The sequence below is a fragment of the Rhodanobacteraceae bacterium genome (assembly GCA_024234055.1).
Classification (GTDB): Bacteria; Pseudomonadota; Gammaproteobacteria; order Xanthomonadales; family SZUA-5; genus JADKFD01.
In genome coordinates, this window is the sequence record JACKOW010000011.1 from 44,446 (window position 1) to 66,034 (window position 21,589).

The 21,589-nt window shown below is 62.8% G+C and carries 14 protein-coding genes; 4 read left to right on the forward strand and 10 right to left on the reverse strand.

Features of this window, described 5'->3' with window-relative positions; genetic code table 11:
- The first annotated feature begins 66 nt into the window (after nt 1-66).
- Nucleotides 67-4,404: a hypothetical protein gene (locus H7A19_16180; protein ID MCP5476368.1), complete on the forward strand. Its 4,338-nt coding sequence runs from the start codon at nt 67-69 to the stop codon at nt 4,402-4,404.
- Between the two features lie 151 nt (nt 4,405-4,555).
- Here H7A19_16180 and H7A19_16185 read toward each other — a convergent pair whose 3' ends face one another.
- Together H7A19_16185 and H7A19_16190 are read right to left on the reverse strand one after the other, a co-directional pair.
- The gene (locus H7A19_16185; protein ID MCP5476369.1) at nt 4,556-5,032 is read right to left on the reverse strand and encodes a hypothetical protein; all 477 of its coding nucleotides are present in this window, start codon (nt 5,030-5,032) and stop codon (nt 4,556-4,558) included.
- A gap of 318 nt (nt 5,033-5,350) precedes the next feature.
- A complete protein-coding gene (locus tag H7A19_16190; protein ID MCP5476370.1) occupies nt 5,351-5,947 on the reverse strand; it encodes a TetR/AcrR family transcriptional regulator in 597 nt (198 codons plus the stop codon).
- Between the two features lie 444 nt (nt 5,948-6,391).
- On the opposite strand from H7A19_16190, the gene H7A19_16195 reads away from it, so the two are divergent.
- Nucleotides 6,392-7,111, forward strand: a complete 720-nt coding sequence (locus tag H7A19_16195) for a hypothetical protein (protein ID MCP5476371.1) — start codon at nt 6,392-6,394, stop codon at nt 7,109-7,111.
- Nucleotides 7,108-9,810, forward strand: coding sequence for a right-handed parallel beta-helix repeat-containing protein (locus H7A19_16200; protein ID MCP5476372.1), 2,703 nt, complete (start codon nt 7,108-7,110; stop codon nt 9,808-9,810). The genes H7A19_16195 and H7A19_16200 overlap by 4 nt, the downstream gene beginning before the upstream one ends.
- 303 nt (nt 9,811-10,113) lie before the next feature.
- On the opposite strand, the gene H7A19_16205 is transcribed toward H7A19_16200, so the two are convergent.
- The 4 genes from H7A19_16205 to H7A19_16220 all read right to left on the reverse strand — a co-directional run bounded on the left by H7A19_16205 (nt 10,114) and on the right by H7A19_16220 (nt 15,077).
- Nucleotides 10,114-10,545 (reverse strand): hypothetical protein, encoded by a 432-nt coding sequence (locus H7A19_16205; GenBank protein ID MCP5476373.1) that lies wholly within the window; start codon nt 10,543-10,545, stop codon nt 10,114-10,116.
- 216 nt (nt 10,546-10,761) lie between these two features.
- On the reverse strand, nt 10,762-13,098 hold the full coding sequence (locus tag H7A19_16210; protein MCP5476374.1) for an ABC transporter permease: 2,337 nt from the start codon (nt 13,096-13,098) through the stop codon (nt 10,762-10,764).
- Nucleotides 13,099-13,649: 551 nt separating this feature from the next.
- Entirely contained in the window at nt 13,650-14,462 is an 813-nt protein-coding gene (locus tag H7A19_16215) for a hypothetical protein (protein MCP5476375.1), read from the reverse strand.
- A 429-nt stretch (nt 14,463-14,891) separates the two neighbouring features.
- Complete coding sequence (locus H7A19_16220) at nt 14,892-15,077, reverse strand: hypothetical protein (GenBank protein MCP5476376.1); 186 nt, start codon at nt 15,075-15,077, stop codon at nt 14,892-14,894.
- A gap of 286 nt (nt 15,078-15,363) precedes the next feature.
- Here H7A19_16220 and H7A19_16225 point away from each other — a divergent pair, with 286 nt between their 5' ends.
- Nucleotides 15,364-16,467 (forward strand): WD40 repeat domain-containing protein, encoded by a 1,104-nt coding sequence (locus H7A19_16225; protein ID MCP5476377.1) that lies wholly within the window; start codon nt 15,364-15,366, stop codon nt 16,465-16,467.
- 169 nt (nt 16,468-16,636) lie between these two features.
- Here H7A19_16225 and H7A19_16230 read toward each other — a convergent pair whose 3' ends face one another.
- The 4 genes from H7A19_16230 to H7A19_16245 are packed head-to-tail and all read right to left on the reverse strand — an operon-like array spanning nt 16,637 to nt 21,456.
- Nucleotides 16,637-17,902: a DUF4340 domain-containing protein gene (locus H7A19_16230; protein MCP5476378.1), complete on the reverse strand. Its 1,266-nt coding sequence runs from the start codon at nt 17,900-17,902 to the stop codon at nt 16,637-16,639.
- A gap of 3 nt (nt 17,903-17,905) precedes the next feature.
- Nucleotides 17,906-19,780, reverse strand: a complete 1,875-nt coding sequence (locus tag H7A19_16235) for a Gldg family protein (GenBank protein MCP5476379.1) — start codon at nt 19,778-19,780, stop codon at nt 17,906-17,908.
- 15 nt (nt 19,781-19,795) lie between these two features.
- Nucleotides 19,796-20,530, reverse strand: a complete 735-nt coding sequence (locus H7A19_16240; protein ID MCP5476380.1) for an ABC transporter permease subunit — start codon at nt 20,528-20,530, stop codon at nt 19,796-19,798.
- Complete coding sequence (locus H7A19_16245; protein ID MCP5476381.1) at nt 20,527-21,456, reverse strand: ABC transporter ATP-binding protein; 930 nt, start codon at nt 21,454-21,456, stop codon at nt 20,527-20,529. Before H7A19_16245 ends, H7A19_16240 begins: the two co-directional genes overlap by 4 nt.
- Nucleotides 21,457-21,589: the final 133 nt, after the last annotated feature.

A 21,589-nucleotide genomic window follows, 5' to 3' on the forward strand; every position in this document is an offset into this window, starting at 1 on the left:
AGTTGCCGGGCTCTTGTCGACTCCCTTCGTCACTCAAGGTGCATCATGTCAGTTCATCGCGAGCAAATGACACAGTCCTACCATTTCAATCTCAGCTTTGTTGGCAGCGTCCATCCTGAGGCCTACGTCAAGACGCCGCTCGGGAAATTCCCGCTGCGCGCGCATGATGCCAGTTCGCGCGCCGCCGCTCGCTTGTCTAACCGCGCGGTGGCTGCCATGCCTGAGGACAAGCTCGATCGCCTCACGCACTTCGCCGATGTCCAGATTCCACTCGACGCCCCATTCTTGATGCGCTTGCACACGCCGCAGGGCGAAGGCACTTCGCTGCCGGAGTTGTATGGCGTCAAGGTCGCCATTCCGCCCGCTGCTCTGCGCGAGGTTCGCAGCACCGATCTGGAAATGCTCACCCGCCATGCTCCGGCGCATCTTGCCGTGTTCGGAATAGCGATGCCGCAGCGCGAGGCGCTCAGCGATTTGCAGTGGCTGGATTTCATGGCCGACGCCGATCTCGTCAGCGACCTGCCGACGGACACTGCTTGCGGCATTGCTTTCAGCCATCCCAATATGTGTTCGACTGACAGCAACCACGCGTCCATCATTCTCGACCGCTACATCGCCAGGTCGAAGTACGCTTCGCAGTTCGCATCCGAGATCGCGCAACTGGGCATCGCCAGCGAGGGACGCAATGGCTTTGCACTGATTCAACCGAGCACGCTTCCGGGCACTTCGCAAGCGCCAACCTGGAATGAGGGCTATGCCCAATTCGGCAAGGACCCGTCCAGCAGTATCTACATCTACAGCCTGAATCCCGCCTTCACCGGCACGCCGACACTTCCTGGCAGTCCAGGCACGCCGCCGACTCAGCAGGCTGGCGCGCGGATGATCTGCAGCTCGCTTGGCGGCGTTACCAACGATCTGCGTTTGAAGGACTCGCACTGGAGCGTCAATCAGGCACATCAAACGCAAGGCTTCGATCCGGGTGTCACCAATAAGGGATTGGTCGACAACAAGCGTCTGGTTCGCAAGCCGTTGAGCGCTGCCGTCGCTGAAGCCACTGACGCCGGTGGCTACGAGTTCACCATCAACAACAAGACGCCGGGCCACGGCCTGTCGATCTACAGCGACTCGATCGCTTTTGATACGAGCACCAATCGGTTCTCGATCGATGTCAAGAACACCTATATGCGCACGCTTGGAATGCATGTGCGCTTTTACGATAGCCAGAACCAACCACTCACGGGTGGCCTCGGCGACTATCCAGAACTGGAGAAGCTGTTCGAAGCGGTAAAGGACGTCTTCGGCATGGACGATACCCAGAAGTTTCTGGGTTTTTTGTATTCGGTCTATGCAATCATGGACATTCCAATGCCTTCGAATCCGAAGACCTTGGAGTTCCCTTGGCCCAGCAATGCCGAGTCGTGCGACATTCTGTTTGGTAATATCGGGTTCAGTCGCTGGAATACCACCTCCGATCTGCTCGGAGCGATCGCTACGGCCATTTTTCAGTTCGGCGTGCCGATCATCTTTTTTGTCGGCGGTGCGGCGGTCAAGAAGAGCACCTGGTACGTTTCGATCATGAAGGACAAGGCCTTCCTTGCCGCTCTGATCGTGATTGCCTTGTTTCTGTACCCCGCGATTCTGGTGGGGGCGTACGCGCTGGGCCTGGGGCGTACCGTCATCAATACCACGGCAAACTTCATTGCCAGCATGATCGTCGGACAGGTCGCCGGATTGATCGCCGACAAGGTCGGCAAGGCCGTTGTCAAGACGTTGGTCGAAGATGTCTTGCTCGCGGGCCTCAAGCCCTTGTCCGAGTTCGTTTTTGTCAAACTGGCCGTGAGCGAGGCCATCGATGCGATTCCGTTTGCCGGCTGGGCCATGGAGGCGCTCAATATCGCCACAACGCTGGGCGCCTTGGGTGAGTCGGCGGGCGAGATCATCGCCTCTCCGGCAACCTATACCGTTCAGGTGACCCGCAAGCTGCAGGTTAGCGCCACTGTCGCCCCGGATCCTCTACACGGCAGCCTGGGCAACCCGCCCATCTGGCCCACCGAAGCCACCCACTACAAGGCTGTGCTGCAATACAAGAATGGCACGGCTTACACCGTGACCGGCGCATTGCCGGTGGAACAAGCCGATCGCGCAACGCCAGTGACCGTTCTCTTCGACAGCATTCCCAGCGGTGGGCAGTTCCAGATCAGTTTCGGGGTCTACTCGAATACCGACTGGCTGGCTGGAAACTGGACCAGCGCCTGGGTCGACGCGCTCATTCCCAGCGGCGGCTCAGCGCTGACCATCAGCGGCGCGATCATCGAGAACCTGGTGCCGCTGACCACCAGTACGCAGTACCTGTACCAGTCCAAGATCGTCTATAGCAGTGGCGCCGGTCATCAATGGCAAACCGGCAATCAGCCCACCCAGACGCTGAGCAATCTGAGTTCGAGTGGGCTCAATGAACTGGTCTCCATTTCAAGCAACAACGCTGCCTACATGCTCGGTTACACCTGGCAGGCAGCCAATCAGAATATCCCGTTCGTCGGGTCGACGACGCCTAGCGACGGTCAGATGTATGTATTCCAGAACATCAATTCGCTGAGCAATCCAGAGGCTTCGTTGAAGTTTCCCAGCGCGGGATTTTCATCGGCAACCTTCCTGGCTTATGAACAGTTCGGACCGGAGCCGCTGTTTTCGGTGCCGTCTGCGCAGTCCTCGGCTGTGATCTCTGACCTCGACGCCGGCGTGCTCGATGCGGCCTTGCTGGATACATTCCAAACTGCCGGCTATCCCATTCCCAGCGATGCCACCGTGCAGATCGTGCAGCAGACCGTGGAATGGACGATCACGCTTCCCGGACAGCCGCAGGCCAGTTACCAGCTCAATCGCGAGTCTGATCAATCGATTGCTGTCTTCCTGTATCCAACCAATGTGGTCGGGCAGAACAATTTCTACATCGACAGCGCTACCAGCGTGCGCCAGTTGCGCAAGGTCATCCTGGACAACAGCACACCCTTCGATATGCAAAGCAGCCAGAGCTACGGCTGTTTCACGCTGCAAACACTGGACGCCGTGGTCATTCATCCGGCCAACTACGCCGTTGGCGTGAGCTACGACGATCACTACCTGGAGATCGTGCCGATTCTGCAATCCAGCGTCAGCGATGCTGATGCAGAACCCGGCACGCTGCTGTCCGGGCCAGGCATACGCCAGGGATTGATGCTCGGACCCAAGGCCGTGGCCGTGAGCCAGGACGGCCGAATTCTGGTGCTCGAGGCAATCAACAAACGCATACAGGCCTTCGATATCAACGGCAATCCGGTGCCTTGCTTCGATGGTGGACAAGTGATTCAGCTGCCGGCATCGCAGTACGAAAGCGATTTGAATGCTGGATTGGTGAGTCTGGATCTGCGCAATGCACTGGCATCGGCCGACGTTGAGTTGGCCCAACACTGGCGAATCAATGATGGCTTGGATGTCTATGACATCTCGTTGGCTGGTACGCAGTACCAGATCGCTCTCAACGGTGCGCCGCTGGCCAACACCTGGGTGATCACCGATAGCGACGGTACCACCTACAACGCGGTTCTGAACGCAGATGCGATATCCGTCACGGTGCCAGACGTCGGTACCATCGCCGTGCCGCTGAGTGCCTGCACCGACATGGACATGGGCATCGTCGATGCAGCCGTCATTGCGGCTTTCTACGAGCAAGCCAGCATCGCGCTGTCGCCCCAGGCGACGGTCCAAGGCAATGGCTTGTTTGTCGATCCAGCCGTCACCGAAAGCGATCTCTGCCAGGGGAACATTCCTGACTCTGTGGTGCAGGCCTTGGCCACGGTGTACATCACACTCACACCTGCCGCCACCGTGCAGTCGGTGGTGCTGAACAATGTGCAGGCCCGCGACACCGCCTGGTTGATCGTCGATCCCGAGCACAGCACCACGTACTCGCTGATGATCGATGCCAACGATCCGACTCAGATCAACGTGATGCACATGGTGCCGTTCATGCAACTTCGCACCGCCGATGGCAGCAGCGCAAGCAATGCGCTGGCCGATTATCACGGCAACGATCTGGCCGATCTCATGGCTGCAGCTTCCCGCAGCGACGAGAAGTACCTGGACATGACGACCGAAATGAAGGGCTACATCTACGTTCTTGCCTACACCGGTACCGGCGCGTCGCAGTCTGACTACTACCTCGACATCTACGATCCGCTGGGGCATTGGCTCTCGCGCACGCCAGATCCCGCGCTCAACGACGATGCGACCGGCGTCAATGCGGCGCGCATCGCCGTGGATATGTGGCGCAACATGTTCAGTCTGAACTTCGAGAGTTTCGCCGGACCCGGCGGTCGAATCGAACCCTCGATCAGCATGTGGGTTCCGACCACTCCATCCGCGTGATGCTGACTGGGCCTCGCCGAGGCGAGGCCCTCCAGTCTCGGACCACGTCAGGTCGGGGCGAAGAGTCCTCGCCTTTCACCGGTTGACCCGGGATGGTGTGTTCAGCATCACGTCGATTGGCAAGGTCGCGCTCCGCGGGAAGCGCCTTAGCTCATTCACGGGTCGCCGTGAAGCTGGCCTTGGTGTCGGGGCTCGTCGAGAAACTCCAGGTGCCGTTCAAGGTGCGCCCGCCCGGCTGCAGGGTGAGGGTCATGCTGCCGCCACGTCGACTTCTGCCTTCGCTCCACTGCCCGGTGAAAACACCGCTGTTGACGGTGCCAGTGATCCGACTGTTGCCATTGTGGTAGGTGCCACTCAGCTGCTTGCCGTTCTGGGTGAGAACGATGCGCCCGATGCTGACATCGCTGGTTTTCCAGGTGCCGGTCCAGTTTGCCGTGGCTGGAGCCGAATCGGCGCTGGTGGAAGACCCAACGCTCCGGCCATCGTCGGCATAGACGATGCTCTCCACCTCGTCCATGGAATAGGTGACTGTGCGGCCATTCTTCATGGTGATGGTGAGTGTCGCTGCGATTGCTGCTGGCGCAAGCAAGAGCAGGGCTGCGGCCCAAAGGCCTGTCGACTTGGGCATCTGACACCTCCCGGTTCTGGGCCACTGGACAGTGGCCCTTCCTGGATTTTTATAACGGCTCAGCGACCTGGGGCTCATGATCTGCGTCATTCCCTGACGGGCGAAGTGCCCTTGGCGTCCGTCCGTCAAGGACCAAGCCCAGATCGAAACCAGGGCGCGAGCTGTGCCGCCAGCAAAAGAACATCTCAAACGAGGAGAACGGCTCAGACGAGGACGCGATTCGGGCGAGGACGCAACTCAGACGCAGGGTCGGACGAGCACACCCAGACCCGCCGGGGTACGCAGGCTGGAAAACTAGTCCGTGCGGGGGATCAAGGCTCAGGCCATTGCAGGTCTGGAGCCCTCGGCTAGTGCGGCATCCACCAGTTGCAACGCGGCGGCCTTGGCGCGCTCGGGGAAGCGCTGGGCGCCTGCGACATGACAGGTCACGATCAAGCCATCGACGAGCACCATCAACTGTTCTGCCAGTGCCTGTGCGTCAGGCACGCCAGCTTCGGCGGCCAGAGTCTCGAGGAACCCTCGATAAGCATCCTTGTGCGCCTTGGCCGCCTGATGAATCGGGTCGCGATGGTCAGCGAACTCGGCGGTGGCGTTGATGAACAGGCAGCCGGTGAAGTCTGGCCGGCTCACCCAGGCCGTCAGCAGATCGAACATATGGGCAATGCGCTCCCGAAAGGAGCCGGGGTGCGCTGCCAGGGCGCCGAAGAAGCGCTCTCGGGCCTGCAGGTCGCGGCGCTGCAGGGCGGTCACGATCAGATCGTCCTTGCTCGGAAAGTGCTTGAAGAGCGTAGGCCGCGAGACCCCGGCCTCTTCCAGAATTCGGTCCAGACCCACGGCGTGGTAGCCGTAGCGGTGAAACAGCGCTGTTGCCACTTCCAGCAGTTGCTCGCGCTTGGGGGCTGCCTGTCCGCTCATGCCTTTTGCTCCGGTCAATGATCGACTGCTTGCCTGTCTAGCAATCTGCAGGTCGGCTGTCCACGCGTCGGGATTCCTTGGCGAGCCATTTTCGCCGCAGGCGGCCTGAAAACAGTCCGGCCGGACGACCGTGGAAGGTGGCGGGGGGTTGTATTCCCAGTCAACCCCAGGTGGAGATATATAGCGTTTCGCCGTCAGTGCAGCCGTCTGCTGCCCACGTAACCATCGAGCGAAACGATGTCCAACAGCAAGCCTCATGTCCCTCAGGTCGGTGCCCACTCGGCGCGACTTGCGCCACTGTCGGCGGCTTCGCCATCAGCCTTGTGGGCGCTCGGCGGGCCAGTCTCGCGGCGCACGCGCAGCCACCGCGAACCCCTGTTCGATGGCAACTGCGCCCGTGGTTCGGGCGCCATCTGCAGTTTCCGGAATGGAGAGGAGTGTCCCATGGTCCAGACCTTGCCTGTAGCGACGCCCCCAAGATCGATGGCGGCCATCCTGTGTCGATGCCTGGCCATCACGGTTCTTGCGTTGTTCGCACTACCCGCATTTTCACAGAGTTGTCCGGCTGGTCAACGCAGCATGGTTTTCCCGCCGGAAGGTCACTTCGAATACTGGCGCAACACGTCCACGGGGGTAGATCGCACTGTGGAGGAATGGTGGTACAGCGAAAGTCGGGGTAAGCGGCGAGAACGGCTGCCGTTCACCAGCGGGACCCTTGACGAGTACTTCGACTTCGCGGCCCAAACCTTCACTCAGGTCACGGTGACGGGCGGCACCGTCACTCAGTGCGTCCAGTTCCCGATCTCTCAGACTTTCAGTCGCCCTTCCATCGGTACCGGCTGCTTCGAGCATGTCAGCGACGAGAATCTCGGCGGGCTCCTGCCCGTAGAACGTTGGTATCAGAGAAGCGGGATCACGGTCACGATGGATGTGATTGCTCTTCGGCTGGGTGAGGATCTGCTGCCCCTGCAGTTGTTCAACCGCCAAAGCGCCACGATTTACACCGCCTACATGAACTTCAGCGCGGAGATCGAAGATTCTGACTTTTCGCTTCCGTGCACGCCAACGCTGATGAGCGGTTCGCTGGAAACCGCCTTGCGCGATGCTGAGATCCAGCTTGGCTTGCCAGCAGGTACGCTGACAAATCCGGGCACCGGAGGATGAGGCTGCGCGCACTCCTTGGCTGGGCGCTCGCTGGCCTGGCCTTTGCGGCTGCACCGGCCTCTGCGGCGGTCATCCCGGTCACCTCACTGGTGGATTCGCTGGCGGGCCCCGATTGCACGTTGCGCGCGGCCATCGTGGCGGCTTCGACAGATGCGCCCGTGGGCGGATGCGCGGCCGGGGAACCCGATCTGGATCGGATTGTACTGGGACCTGGCACCTATCAGCTGGAGCTCAGCGGTGCGGGTGAGGACATGGGTATCACCGGTGACCTGGATGTCAGGGCTCCGTTGCAGATCATCGGAGCCGGACCGGATCTGAGCATCTTGCAGTGGAATGGAACGCCGGATGACCGCCTGCTGGACGTGATCGCCGGCGGCTCATTGGTATTGTCGGGAATCACCTTGCGCCACGGGAGTGCCGCCGGCCAGGGAGGCTTGATCAGGGTTGCTGGCACGGCCACGCTTCACAACTGCAAGCTGATCGATGGGCAAGCCGAAGTTGGTGGCGGCGTTGCCGTGGGTCCGTTGGGAACGCTTACCGTCGACGGCTGCGACATTGCCGGCAATGTGGCCGATGGTGGTGGTCTGGCGGCGGGAATGAGGGCGACGGTGATGATTCGCAACAGCCGCATTCACGACAACCAGTCTCTGACTCAGGGCGGCGGGGGAATTCTCGGCAGCCTGGCGCACCTGATCATGGAAGACAGCGAAGTGGCGGACAACCGTGCCAATGACACCCGCTGGGGAGGTGGCGGCCTGTTGATCCTGGGTGGCGATCTGGCGCTGCGGCGTTCGACCTTGAGCGGAAACTCGGCGACGGACCTTGCCGCCAATGGCAGCGCGCTGCACCCGCGTCTGGATGAATCCGGTGGTGGGGCGCTTTCCCTGCGCGGCGCCCGCGCGGACATCGAGAACACCACCATTTCCGGCAATCGTGCCGATCAGACCTGGCTGGGTGGAGGCGGCATCCTTGCCGTCTTCAGCGATGTACGAATCGCCCACGCCACCTTGGCGGGCAATGAGAGCGAGCGCAGCACGCCCTCGACGGGCGCTGCCAGTATTGCGCGCTGGGACAACGATCGCCCCCAGGCAGAGCTGCATCTGACGCACAGCCTGGTGACGGCCTCAGGTCGACAGTGCTTTCCGGTGGCCGCGATCACGGGTCTGGGAAACCGCATCGACGACGCCAGTTGCGGCCCGCAGTCGGGCTCTCTCGGGCCGGTCACAGGGCTGGATCCGGCTCTGTCAGCGAATGGCGGGCTTGGTCGAACCCATGGCTTGCTCGTTGGCAGCAATGCCATCGATGCCGGGCCCTCGATCTGCACCGGTGCGGCGGGGCTACCGCTATCAGTCGATCAGCGTGGCGTCACCCGCCCACAGAACGGCGCCTGCGATCTGGGTGCCATCGAGATTGCGCCGCAAACCAGCGCCACGATCATCTCCAATGCCACCCCGAATCCTTCCTTGCTGGGCGCCCCGGTCACGGTCAGGGTGATGGTCAGTGGCAGCGTCACTGCGCCCACCGACGGCCAGGTGACTGTCATGGCCTCCAGTGGCGAAACTTGCGTTGATTCGACACCCAGCGCCAATGGTGGCAGCTCGGTGGTCTTCGATTGCGAACTGGTCTTCGCCACGCTCGGCCCGCGCCTGCTGACCGCGAGCTTCGGTGCCTCTTCCACCCATGGTGACAGCAGTTCAGCGCCCTGGTCGCATGCGGTCATCACCACCTTGACCCTCGGACCTGAGGTGTTGCCGAACGGCAGCTTCGGTTCTCCCTACAGCGCCATGCTCAGTGCCAGCGGCAACGGCAGCAGCGCGCCGTATGGCTTCGCCGTCAGCGCCGGCATGCTGCCGCCAGGGCTGGTGCTGACCCCTGCTGGCACCCTGGCCGGCACGCCGACCGCGGCTGGCGGCCCCTTCGAATTTGCCGTGACTGCCAGCGACAGTAGTGCCGCGGGCGTGGGCGGCCCCTTCACGGGCACGCAGCACTACAGCATCACCATTGCAAAGGCCGATCAGGCCACGCTGACAGCCCTTGCCAACCCAGCTTCCATCCCCTACAGCGGCGCCAGCACGGTCAGCACCACGGGCGGCTCAGGGACTGGCGCCGTCAACTTTGCGGTCACCGCGGGCGGCGGCGTCTGTTCCGTTTCACTGCAGAGCGTGACTGGCACCGGTGTCGGAACCTGCACCGTCACTGCCACGAAGGCGGGCGACAACAACTACAACGCAGCCACCGCCACAGTGGACGTCGAGGTGCTGCCGGCGGCAGATCTGGAGATCAGCAATAGCGACGGCACACCCTACGCCATCGCCGGCAGCTTTGTGGAATACGAGATCCTGGTCGCCAATGCCGGCCCGCTCGGCGTTCTGGGCGCGCGGGTGCAGGACCCGGTGCCGGGTGGACTGAGCAGCGTGCTGTGGACCTGCACGCCGGTGCAGGGCGCGAGCTGTCCCGCCGCCAGCGGCAGCGGCGGCATCGACGAGCTGGTCGATCTGCCTGTGAACGCCGTGTTGCGCTATGTCTTCAGCGCCAGCGTCAGCGCTGCGCCTGGGCAGGTCATCAGTAATACCGCCACCGTGACCGTCCCTGCCGGCACCGTGGAGACCGACGCCAGCGACAACAGTGCCAGCGACGTGAACACCGTGGTGACAGAAGGTCTTTTTGCCGATGGATTCGAAGCGCCGCCCCCAACCTGACTGTACCTTTCGAGGCACGGCGAGAATGCGCGGACTCAATCAGATCAGCTGGCCGCGCAAAGTCATCGAATCCACCGCTGCAAGGTGTCCTGAGTGCGGTCGAGAGTCCATGGTTCCGCTCCAGCCGGGGCGCAGGCGTCCCCCGTGCAGAGCGCAACGGACCAAGGCGCAAGGGTCGTTCAGGTGGCGGAACCCGCGCCGCGCGTGGGTCGTGTCGTCACCCACCCTTGCAGTGGTCTCCCCTGTTCGCCGAGCGCGCAATCTGCTCGGACAGGCAACGCATGAACCTTTTCTGCGAAGTATCTATCTAAGTTGGAATCGGTACCGCTCCCGCGAATGCTCGAGCAGATCCGACAAACACTCGCGCAGCACCTTGATGCGCTCCTCATTGCCCGTCAGCACCTCGGCACGCATCTCGGGGTTCAGATCCTGGCGCGGAAACAAGCGCAACCAGCGCGCAGCCACCTCATCTGCTGACCAACCCGCGACCGCCGACGGCAAGGTCTGCACCACCACATGAATGTGGTTGCTCATCACCGCGTAGCCCAAGATGGCCACCCCGAAGATCCCGGCCAGTTCATGGATGCGATCCTCCACCCATTGCCGACGATGCTCGAAGGAGCGACCCGTCAGCCGATCCTCACCACAGAGAAAAGCCCGACGCACACAGCGCGAGACGCAGTGAAAGGTGGCAGCCGAGCCGGTGGGGATCAGAGTGGAACGGGCGTAGGTCATGAAAGCAATCATTCACCCCGCCACGACGACTGTCAGTCGGAAAACGGTGTCAAAGCTCGTAGGAAAAACCCTACAAAGTGGGGATCTGATGTTGTCGTCCGATGTTGTCGCGATGTTGTCGGGATTCGACGGGTGTCCCAGCTTTTGCGGGCACAGGGATTCGCGACGGCCAGCGTGGCCGATCCAACGCGCTACCAGGGCGCCTGAGGCTGGCATTCAGGCATCGCGATCGCAGCGCGACAGCAACGCTGCGGCTGGCGCCACGCGCATCGCGCGGAAGGCCGAGGGCAGCACCGCGAGCGCGCCCATGATGGCGACTGTCGCCAATGCCACGGCCCAGCTGGAAGCATCTCCGGGCGTCACCCGATGCAACCGGTCCCCCGCCACGCGCGCCAGTGCCAGCCCAAGGCCCAGGCCCAGCAGCAATCCGGGCAGCAGGATCCACGCCGAGCGCGCATAGACCTCGCGCAGGATTGCGCCCGGTGCGGCGCCGATGGCCATGCGCACGCCGAATTCCGCGAAGCGCCGGCGCACCGCGGTGCTGAGCGCGGCGTACACCCCGAGCGCGGACAGCAGCAGGGTGGCGAGCGCAAACAGCGACACCGCTTCCATCAGCGCCACGCGGACCTGCTGGGTGCGCGCCACCGCCTGGTCCAGCGCCACGTTGACCAGCAGTTCGGCATCCGGTGCCACCTGCGCCAGCAGCCGGCGAACGGCTTCGACCGGCGCCGCGCCCACCCCGCGGCTGACCAGGAACTGCACCGGGTCGCTGCCGCCGATCGGCTGGTACAGAGTGCCGTACCGGAGATCTTCATCCAGCGATTTCTGCTTGACCGCTGCGGCGACACCGACGATCCGCAGCGGCGTCGCGTCGGCATCGTCCGCCTGCCGCAGGATTTGTCCCAGCGCATCGGCGGGCTGGCCGAAGCGGCGCGCATAGACCTCGTCCACCACCACGGCCGCGGCGCCGTCGGCCGGCGTGAACGCACGCCCGGCGACCAGCGGAATCCGCAGCACGTCGAAGTACCCGGGCGACACCGACGCGATCCGCGCCTCGGCGGGCTCGGGGTCCACCGCGCTCCTCAGTTCGGTCATGAACTCGGCGCCACCGAAGGGCGGCATGTCGGCGCGCGCGACGCCGTCCATGCCGGGCAACGCCGCGACCGCGTCGCGGAGGGCCTGGACCTGGGCTTCGCTGACCTGGTCGCCGAGATCGACCTGGGTCAGCACCACGTTCGCCGCATCGAAGCCTCGGTTCTCCGTCGCGAGATTCCACGCGCTCCGCAGTAGCAGCGCCGAGCCGCCCGCCAGTGCTACGGTGAGCGCCAGTTGCGCCACCAGCAGCCAGCCCTGCGCCGGTGACAGTCCGGACACTGCGCGCGAACCGAGCGCACCCGCGGCCAGCCTGCCCTGTCCCAGGCGCAGCAAGGCCAGCGCCAGCAACAGCGCCAGGGCGCCCGCGGCCGCGCCCATCGCGGACGCGACAACACCCGTAGCCGATGCCACCGGCAGGGCCTCCGGCAGCAGCCCGCGTGCGCGCAGTAGCGCGATGCCGGCCGGCACGAGCAGGGCGCCGACGATCGCGCCGATGGCTGCGGGGAGCGCCAGTTCGATCGCCGCCTGAGCGCGCAGTTGCCGCGGCACCGCGCCCAGAGCGCGCAGCACGGCGTGGTCGCGCCGGCGCGCGAGCATGCGGTCCAGTGCCAGTCCCGCAAGATTGGTTGCCGCGATCAGCAACAGCAGCAGCGCAGATGCCTGAACCAGCAGCAGCGGTTGGAAGTGACCGGCGCTGAACTGCGCGCGCCAGGGACGCACGTCGGCCCGCGCAGGGCCTTCGGGATTGCGCAGGAATTCGCTGCCGGAGTTGGCCAGCACGGCGGCCAACGCGCCCTGCGCTTGCGCGATCGTGACCCCGGGGGCCAGTCGTGCGGCTACCTCGAACTGGCCGAATCCACCCGCGGCGTCGGTTGCGCGCTCCTCGGCGGTCGCCGCGAACGCGGTCCAGGCCTGCACGCGGGTGTCCGGCCAGGCAAAACCGGCCGGCATCACGCCAACGATGCGGTAGTCGACCTCACCGATCCGCCAGGTCTGCCCGATCACCTCCGCCGAGGCGTCGAACTGCGCGCGCCAGGTCGCGTGCGACAGCAGCAGCGCTGGCCCGCCAGCCTCCGCGCCATCGAGCGCACGCCCGAGCGCCGGGGCCACGCCGAGCACCTGGTGGAAGTCCGCGCTGATCCGCTGGGTGTGCCAGACCCGCCCGCCCGGATCGACCGCCGCCTTGACCGGCGCCGCACCGATCGCCCCGGCGAAGGTCTCGCGGCGCGCGCGCACCGCATCCAGCAGCGTGGGTGAGAGCCCCACCTGGAAGTCGATGTCCTTGAGGTCGATGCGCAACTGCACCAGCCGCTCGGGTTGGGGATAGGGCAGCGGCTGCCATCCAAGCGCCCACAGGCCGCCGAGCGCGCTGCCATTGACCAGCACCAGCAAGGCGACGCTGAGCATGACGCCGAAGCTGTAGAGCGGGGCGCGGAGCAGTCGTCGGACGGTGGTCATGGGCAGGCCCGCAGCGAGTGGAGACGACAACGATTAGCACACAGCGTGCCAGTATCGCGAAGCTACGCCCGCCCGCTTCGCCGGGTGCGAGGCCAGAAGCGGGGAAAGGGTCAGGGGGGCAGGGGGACTGGCTCGCCGCATGGTCCGACCTGCCGCAAGACAAATTCCCCCTCGGCTCGCATCACCGCACGGTCCGAAAGTGCCGCACAACAGGTCCCCTGACGCCCGACCCCTTCCCCGCTTCTGTCTTTTCGGTCACTTCCGGATCCGGCCGGCACCCCGCAAGCCGCCGGCGAAAATGGACGCAGGTGTCCGCTTTCGATCGACATGCCAAGGCTCAACCAAGCCCAGCGCGTGCGTGAACAGGCCCAACATCGGATCGCTCATGGACAGTCCTGGTCAACGAAAACTGGCAAGAACACCTGCGGAGCAGCTAAGCGTCAAGCCCTACTTTCCACACGAAACAGCACAGACCCGGAGGGAGTCGTCGGAAAGCTTGCGTGCGTCGGGTTTGTTCATGCCAGAATACTAGCACATATTTGATTGCCGGGTTAGTAATAAGAACCACCGGAAACCAGGGCCAATGCTCTGGAACGCAGAGGTTCATGCAATCTTTGCGCTAGCTGCAACGCATGCCTTATTTCTTCTGGCTCGTAGGAATACACGATCAGGAACTCCAGCATCTGCATAGATCCGGACTCGACTGCCGCGTACAGTTCATTCGAGCTTGGGTGATAAAAAGGATGGCCCTCCGACAATATCTTACCAAAATCAGCTGAATTTCCGTTTGCCGCGGCGATCTCCAGTAGACTCCTATTTTTGCATCGCAACTCTGCTAGCGGACTTCTTTTTTCTCCTAGCACCTCTGCCAGATCGCGGAGCACATTAATCCTTCGCTCTTCGATTTGCACAGAGAGTGCGCACGGGGAAATTATTCCATCATTGATATTAATTATACCTCGCGCAAGCGCCTCCAATGCATCCTCGTCCTCTAAAGAATAGGGCTCCAGATAAGGATCATTCCATATGTAATTGGGTAGAATTATTGCCAATAGCTGACCGAGTGTTCTTGCTAAATAGAACCCTTCGTCGTTGGGCCACATGATCTCCGTTACAGAAATTCGCCTGACGGCACACCAGAAGTAAGGGGCTTCCGAAATCCTAATGCCGCGCGCTCTCAACGTGAACTCCCTGAGTTGCCCGCTATTCACAAGGTCCTGCCATGGGTTGGCATGCGCTTCGGAGCAATATTTTTCTTCCAATCTATTCGCAAAGGTTGGCAGAGTCGAGCAAATTGCTACATCTGCAAAGAGCGCGGACAGTACAATCACGACTCTAAAAATAACTCCATTAATGTCGCTCATAAGATAATCCGTTCCGGAGAGTGAGTGGCTGGCTATACAACTCTGCAATTTGATCCACTTCCAAACCATCGGAAAAACTCACGCTGAGCCGAGGACACCCATGAACCTCACCCCGCGATCATCTCCGACACTCAGCACATTCCTTTCAGGTCAGACGGCATCAACTGTCGGTAGTGCAGCACCGTGATGATCTCGATGCGCTAGGCTGTCACTCGATAGATCAGCCGATACGTCGTTCGAGCAACTGCCGCACCTCGGCATTCGCTTACTGTGTCAGCCGCTTTCCGATCAGCGGTGGTTGCTCGAGTGTCAAAGTGCGCCGGATCAACCGCGCTGCTTCGTTGCGTGCGATCTCGGGCGAGCCGCATTCAGCAATGTAGGTCTCGATCTCCTTGAGGCGCCTCATGGCACCGGGAGTCCAGTACACCTTCATGCCGTAATTCCGTAGTCCTTGAGCAGTTCTTCCACCGGGATCAGCTTGCCTGCGTCGGCCTCCGCCAACCCTCGGTCGATGGCGCGGTGCAGCGCCGCCTGATAGATCAAATCCTTCCACGAGGCCCTGTCCGGCAAGGCATCGATGAGGTTGTGGGCTTCCTGCTTGAACGCGGTTGCCATGGTGCGCCTCGACTGGCTGGTCATCTCGATTCTACTCGTCGACTCCGTTTGTGTACGTTTTGACGACTGCGGACACCGACGACTGCGAACACCCATCACCGACCTCGACTACTGCTGCGGACACCCATGACCCTCACCCGTCAATCGTCTCCAAGGGTTGTTCGGTACCCCAACAATCGCTGGGGCTACAGCTGCCTGCGGTGTCGAAGTGGGTTCATGGTTCTTGCTTTTCCATGGATGTTGTTTGCATTGTTCTTTGCAGCCCGCTCCCGTGGTGAATATCGGCATGTTGGATCACACGATCGAGAGCATTGGCCGCATCAAGCATCCGGGCACGATTTATTCATTGGCGCTGTCGCGCGATGAGACTTTGCTGGCGTGTGGCGGTGATCCATCGCACCCGGTCGTGGTCTGGCGTCTGTCGGACGGTGCGCGTCTGGGCTGTTATTCCGGGCTGCCGCATCAGGCCCACTCGCTGGCATTTTCCGCCGATGGCAAGCGCCTGGCAGCGATCAATCTGTGGGGCGGCATGCGGGTGTGGTCGCTGTCTGATGGGTCGCTGCTGGAGGCCAGGGCTGATGGCGCGAGCAGGCGCCACCGCGCTCTCGCCTACAACGCAGCAGCACCTGACGCCATCCTGCCGATGGATTTCGCGGACCGCATCGACGGCGATTCCAGGCGCTGTCCCACGCCCGATGGCCGTCTTGTTGCCAGCCTACGCGGGCAACACACGCTGCGCCTCAGCGCACGCCGGAAGTCCGGGGTACTGGCGAGCCTGGATCTGATCGGCCACGCCGAGACCCGTTCCGGCACCTGGGGCATGGCCTGGAGCGCCGACGCGCGCCAGCTGGCGATCGCCGGTCGCGGCTGGCTGGGGGTATGGGCGCCTCGACTTGAGGCGACTTCGACGCCGTCCGATTCTCCGCGTCTGCCGCTCGCGGGGCCCTTCTGTGTGGCTCCGCTGCCCTCAGCCGAGTTGATCAACGCGCTGGCGATCATGGGCGGCGCGCAGATCATCCTGATTGCTCAGCAGGAGCGACTGTTGGTCTACCCGGTGCCGACCACACCGGCGACTCTGATCACGACGCCCTGGCAGCGCATTCTTCAGGCGGCGGATCGACTTGTCGACTCGGGCTCGTTCCCGGCAAAGAACTGCTGGCAATGGAATACCAGTACGCGCAGCTACGAGGGAATTCGCATCGAAACGAAGGGCTTGCTGTTCTACGGGGACGATGTTTACGGCTTGGGCGGCTCGGCAGTGCAGCAGGGCTTCGCGGATTTCCTCAGTCAGGGCCCGGTTGGTGGCCTGGTCGGATTTGACGACGCGGTGCTCGCCGAAGTCGTCCAGCGCGTGCGTGAGATCGTTGGCAGCCAAGAACCAGGCGCCTGAAGCACATCCGGGGAATGGGCGCAGCGATCGCCATCGCGGCTGACGGATCCGAACACCCGATTGCCGAATCCCTGGGGACGGCGGTGTGCACTTCCTGCGCGGATCGGGCAAGAAAAAGGCCGCGGTACGAAGACCGCGGCCTGTTGGGTATCGCCTTGCCCGGTGGTGATCAGCTCTTGGGCTTCAGCAGATCGTCCATCTTCTTCTTGATGTTGGCCGCCTTCCAGTTGGGAATGGCATAGGCCCAGGGGGCGGTTTTCTCGTTGAGTTCAGCCACGCGCTTGTCCAGTTCGGCCCGCTTGTCGGCCTTGGTCTTCTCGGCGTCGAAGGCGGGCGGTAGGGGTGGGGCGTCCGCGGTGGCGGAATCAGCGTCGGCGCCGTCCTTGGACGGCTCGGCCTGGGCGGTGTCGGTGGCGTTGTCGTCCTTGGCGCCCTCGCTGGCCTTGCTGGCGCTCTCGGCCTTGGCGGCGGCTTCGGCCTCGGCGGTGGCCCGCGCGGCGTCGGCCTTGGCTTGTTCCTTGGCCAGCCAGGCGTCCAGCTGTGCTTCGTCGACGTGAGCTGCGAAGGTGGCCCAGGTCTTGGCGTCCTTGTCCCAGACCGTGGTATCGACGGCGAAGCCGTCATAACTCAGGTACTGGGCAGTCCAGGTGCTGGCAGGGTCGGGCGTGGCTTCGGCTATCGGCAGTGCGTCTTCCAGGGTCACGCTGGAGAGGGCGCCGGCGATGATGTTGGCGGCTGATTCCGAACTCAGTTCACGGCCCTTGGGTACGCTGGCCACGTTGTAGTTGAACTGGCTGGCGTCGGGCTTGTCGATCTTCAGCACGGACTTGTCGGGCGCGGTGACCGCGACCGAATAGACCTCGGAGGAGGGCAGGTCCATGATCTGTCGTGCCAACCAGTTGGCGCCTTCCTTGTCGGGGATGACATCGCCGCTGACCAGGTAGCTGGCCGCTTCGTCGGCACGCCGAACGAAGGTGCCGGGCGAGCCGCCGCCCGAGGCAATACCCACGATCAGCTTTACCGGCGCCTTGGTGCCGATCAGTTCCACACCCAGGCCCTTGGCTTCGGCACCGGCCAGGTCTTCCACACCCAGGCGTGCGTAGTTTTCGGGCTTGCTGGTCTTGGCCTCGCGCAGCTTGGCATCGGCCAGTTTCAGCAGGTACTCGCGCACTTTGTCGAAATCGGCGGGATAGTCGTGCCGGTTGGAAACCACCCAGCCCGAGTCCTTGCGCGTCAGCTCGGCAATGAGCGCATTGCCGGCGCCGGTGATGCGCAAGGCCTTGATGTCGTTGAGTTCATTGCTGAGGCCCGGCACCAAAGGTCCCGATTCACTGACACCCTCGACGATGGGCTGCTGACGCTGGGTCAGGATCAGACCGATACCGAGCACCGCCACCGTGATCAGCAGCAGGGACAACAAGCGTTTCTGCATCATGGCTCAGGCTCCTCCCATGACTGCGCGGCGACGGCTGCGGCGCAGATGCCAGAACAGCAGGGCGGCAATGATCACCAGGATCGGCACCAGCGCGATGTTGATGAACTTGGTGCGGCTGCCCAGGCTGCGGATGTCCTGATCGAGGCTGCGACGAACATCGCGCAACTCCTTGCGGATGCGCACCTTTTCGTTCTGGAAGCGCTGCACTTCGGCCTGCTGCTCGGGCGACATGATCATCGCGTTCTCGCTGCTCTTGTTGGCCTGCAGCTCATTGAGCTTGCGCTCGGTTTCGCTGAGCTGTTCCTGCAGCTGCTGTTCGGTGGTGCGGAAGCGCTCATCGGCGGCTCGACGCATGTCCTCGACCACGGTGAAGGGCCGCGTGCTGCTGTTGCGACCGCGGATCGAGATCAGCGCCGATGAGCCAGACAGATTGTCGGCCGAGTTGACGATCAGATCGCCGTTGTCGGCGAAAGGCGAGATCAGCTGCTGGCCGAAGAAGTTCTGCACCTGCACCCACAGACGGTTGCTGAGGATGTCCGTGTCGGCGATCAGGATGGCCTGCACCGGCTCGGCGGCTTCAGCGATGTGCCCGGGCTGGCTGGCGCGATCCGGGAAGGCGCTGGTGAACTTGCCGCTGAGGCGCGCGGCGATGATGTAGTTCTCGCCGCTGGGGGTGAAGTCCTTCAGCAGCTCGCGCGGATCCGGCAGATAGCGGATGCGCTCGGTGGAGATGGTGCCGGCTTCGGAGCTGGATTGCAGCAGCGGCTCCAGCGTGGCCGTGGCGCCTTCCTTGAGCTTGAAATGGCCAGCGGTGTCGATGTTGATCAGATCGAGCTTGGCACTCACCAGATCCTGATCGTTCATCTGTGCCGCGCGCAGGCCCAGGATCAGCGGATGCATGACCGGCGGTTCGGTCTGGCTGACCTGCACCTGCAGACCCAGCGCCCGATCCATCACCACCTCGTCGGCCTTGTAGTCGACTCCCCAGTGGCTCAGCAGCTTCTGCAGGTTCGAGCTCTTGTCGGCAAACATGGCGGCCGAGGGGTTGTTGGGATCGTTGCCGCTGGTATCGGCATTGGCGTTCGGATCCACGAACAGCAGCAGGCGACCGCCGCCCAGCAGGAACTGGTCGATGGCGTACAGGGTGTCGTCGCTGAGTGCCTTGGGATGCACCACCATCAGCAGCTTGACCGCCGGGTCGATGGTCTTGGGGTCCAGCCCCAGCGGACGCACTTCGAACAGCTCGCTGAGCTGCTGCATCACCGCCCAGGGGTCCGACATCTTCTGCGTGGTCTGATCGAAACCGCCGCCGATCGGCAACGAGGACAGCAGACCGATCACCGGCTTGTCCGGCTGCAGCAGATTCTGGATCAGCTTGGCGATGTCGTATTCGAGAAAGACTTCCTTGTCCGGCTGGAAGAAGGGGATGACCGCCTTGCCATTCAGCGAGTTGGTGCCGGCCAGGCCAAAGAACAGCTTGGCGCCGGTGCTGCCCACCGGCACCGACTGCAAGCCGGCGGCGGCCGCTTCATCTTCCTCTTCGCTGAAGGGTTGTGGGTCGATCACCGACAGCTTGATCTTGCCACCGGTGCGGCTGGCCATCTCCTCCAGCAGCTCGCGCACGCGCTGGGCGTAGGTGCGGATCGGCGCCAGGTCGCGTGAGGCTTCGTCGGAGAAATAGAAGTACAGATTGATCGGCTCGTCGATCTTGCCGAGGATTTCCTTGCTGCCGTCACTCAGCGTGTACTCGCTGTTGGCAGTGAGGTCGAGTCGGGCACCGCGCAGCACCAGATTGCTGATCACGGTGGCGCCGATGAAGAGCAGCGCCAGCAGCAGCAGCACGAGGCCGCCCGAGGCGCGTTTGGTTATCGCGTTCATCGTCAGGGGTCTCCGTCAGTCAGCTTTCTTGAGGTCGATCACCACCGAGGTGGCGTACAGGAAGAAACCGATCAGCAGCCCGAAGAAGATCAGGTCCCGCAGATCGATCACGCCCTTGCTGATCGAGGAGAAATGGGTGATGAAACTCAGCGAGGCGACGCCGTCCACCAGCCACTGCGGCAGTGCCAGCTTGGCAAAGCCCAGCACCATCGGATGGCCGGCCAGCAGCAGGCCAAAGCAGATCACCACGGTGATGATGAAGGCGATCACCTGACTGCGGGTGGCCGCCGACACGGCACTGCCGATGGCCAGGAAACCGCCAGCCATCAGCAGGCTGCCAATGTAGCTGGCGATGATCACGCCGTTGTCAGGATCGCCGAGGTAGTTGACCGTGATCCAGATCGGGAAGGTCAGCGCCAGGGCAATGCCGACGAAGGCCCAGGCCGCCAGGAACTTGCCCAGCACCGTCTGAAACTGGGTCACCGGCAATGTCAGCAGCAGCTCGATGGAGCCGCTGTTGCGCTCCTCGGCCCACAGGCGCATGGCCACCGCTGGTACCAGGAACAGATACAGCCAGGGATGGAAATCGAAGAAGGGTCGCAGATCGGCCTGGCCGCGCTCGAACAGACCGCCGAGCTGGAAGGCGAAGGCATTGGCCAGCACCAGGAAGATCACGATGAACACATAGGCGACCGGCGTGGCGAAATAGCTGGCCAGTTCGCGCTTGAAGATCACTTTGACTGGATTCATGAGCGGGCTCCGGTCTGGGTGATGGTGCGGAAGACTTCATCCAGGCGGCCGCGCTCCAGCAGCACTTCGGAGACGTCGAGCTTGCGATCCTGGATCATGCGGCTGATCGGACCGAAGATGGCCTGACCCTTGCGTGGGAAGGCGGTGACCACCTGGTCTTCCAGATCGATGACCACTTCATCGACACCGTTGACCTGGGTCAGGGCGGTCTTCAGCCCCGGCAGGTCAGCGGCGCGCAGGGTCACGGCGTTGTGGAAGCGCGAACGGGCTTCCAGTTCGTCGGGTGTGGCATCGGCCACCACCTTGCCGTTGGCAATGATGATGGCGCGGGTGCACACGGCGTGCACTTCCTCCAGGATGTGGGTGGACACGATCACGATCTTGTCCTTGGCCAGGCCCTGGATCAGCGAGCGCACCTCGTGCTTCTGGTTGGGGTCGAGGCCGTCAGTGGGTTCGTCCAGCACCAGCACCTTGGGATCGTGGAGGATGGCCTGGGCGATGCCGACTCGGCGCTTGAAGCCCTTAGACAGGGTTTCGATGGGTTGTTCGACTACCCGTTCCAGTCCCAGCCGGGCAATGACTTCCTGGATGCGCCGGTCGCGGGCACCGGGAGCAATGCCGCGGATGTCGGCGATGAAACTCAGGAAGCCCGACGGTGTCATCTCTCCGTAGCAGGGTGCGCCTTCGGGCAGATAGCCGATGCAGCGCTTGGCTTCCAGCGCATGAGTCTCGACATCGAAACCGCAGACGCTGATCGAACCGGATGTCGGTGTCAGGAAGCCGGCGATCATCTTCATGGTGGTGGACTTGCCGGCGCCATTGGGCCCGAGGAAGCCCAGGACTTCTCCGGCAGAGACGGTGAAGCTCACCGAGTCGACTGCCAGAAGATCCCCGTATCTCTTCGTTAAATTCTTGATATCTATCATTTTATTGGCACGAGAGTAGTGGACCGAGTAGACGGTGGAAGGTGGATTTTCAGCGGACCCCAAGCACGAAAGCTGCGCATCTGGGGGCATTGCCCGACAAATCAAGCCGGAATGCACCCTTCTCCTTGCGTCC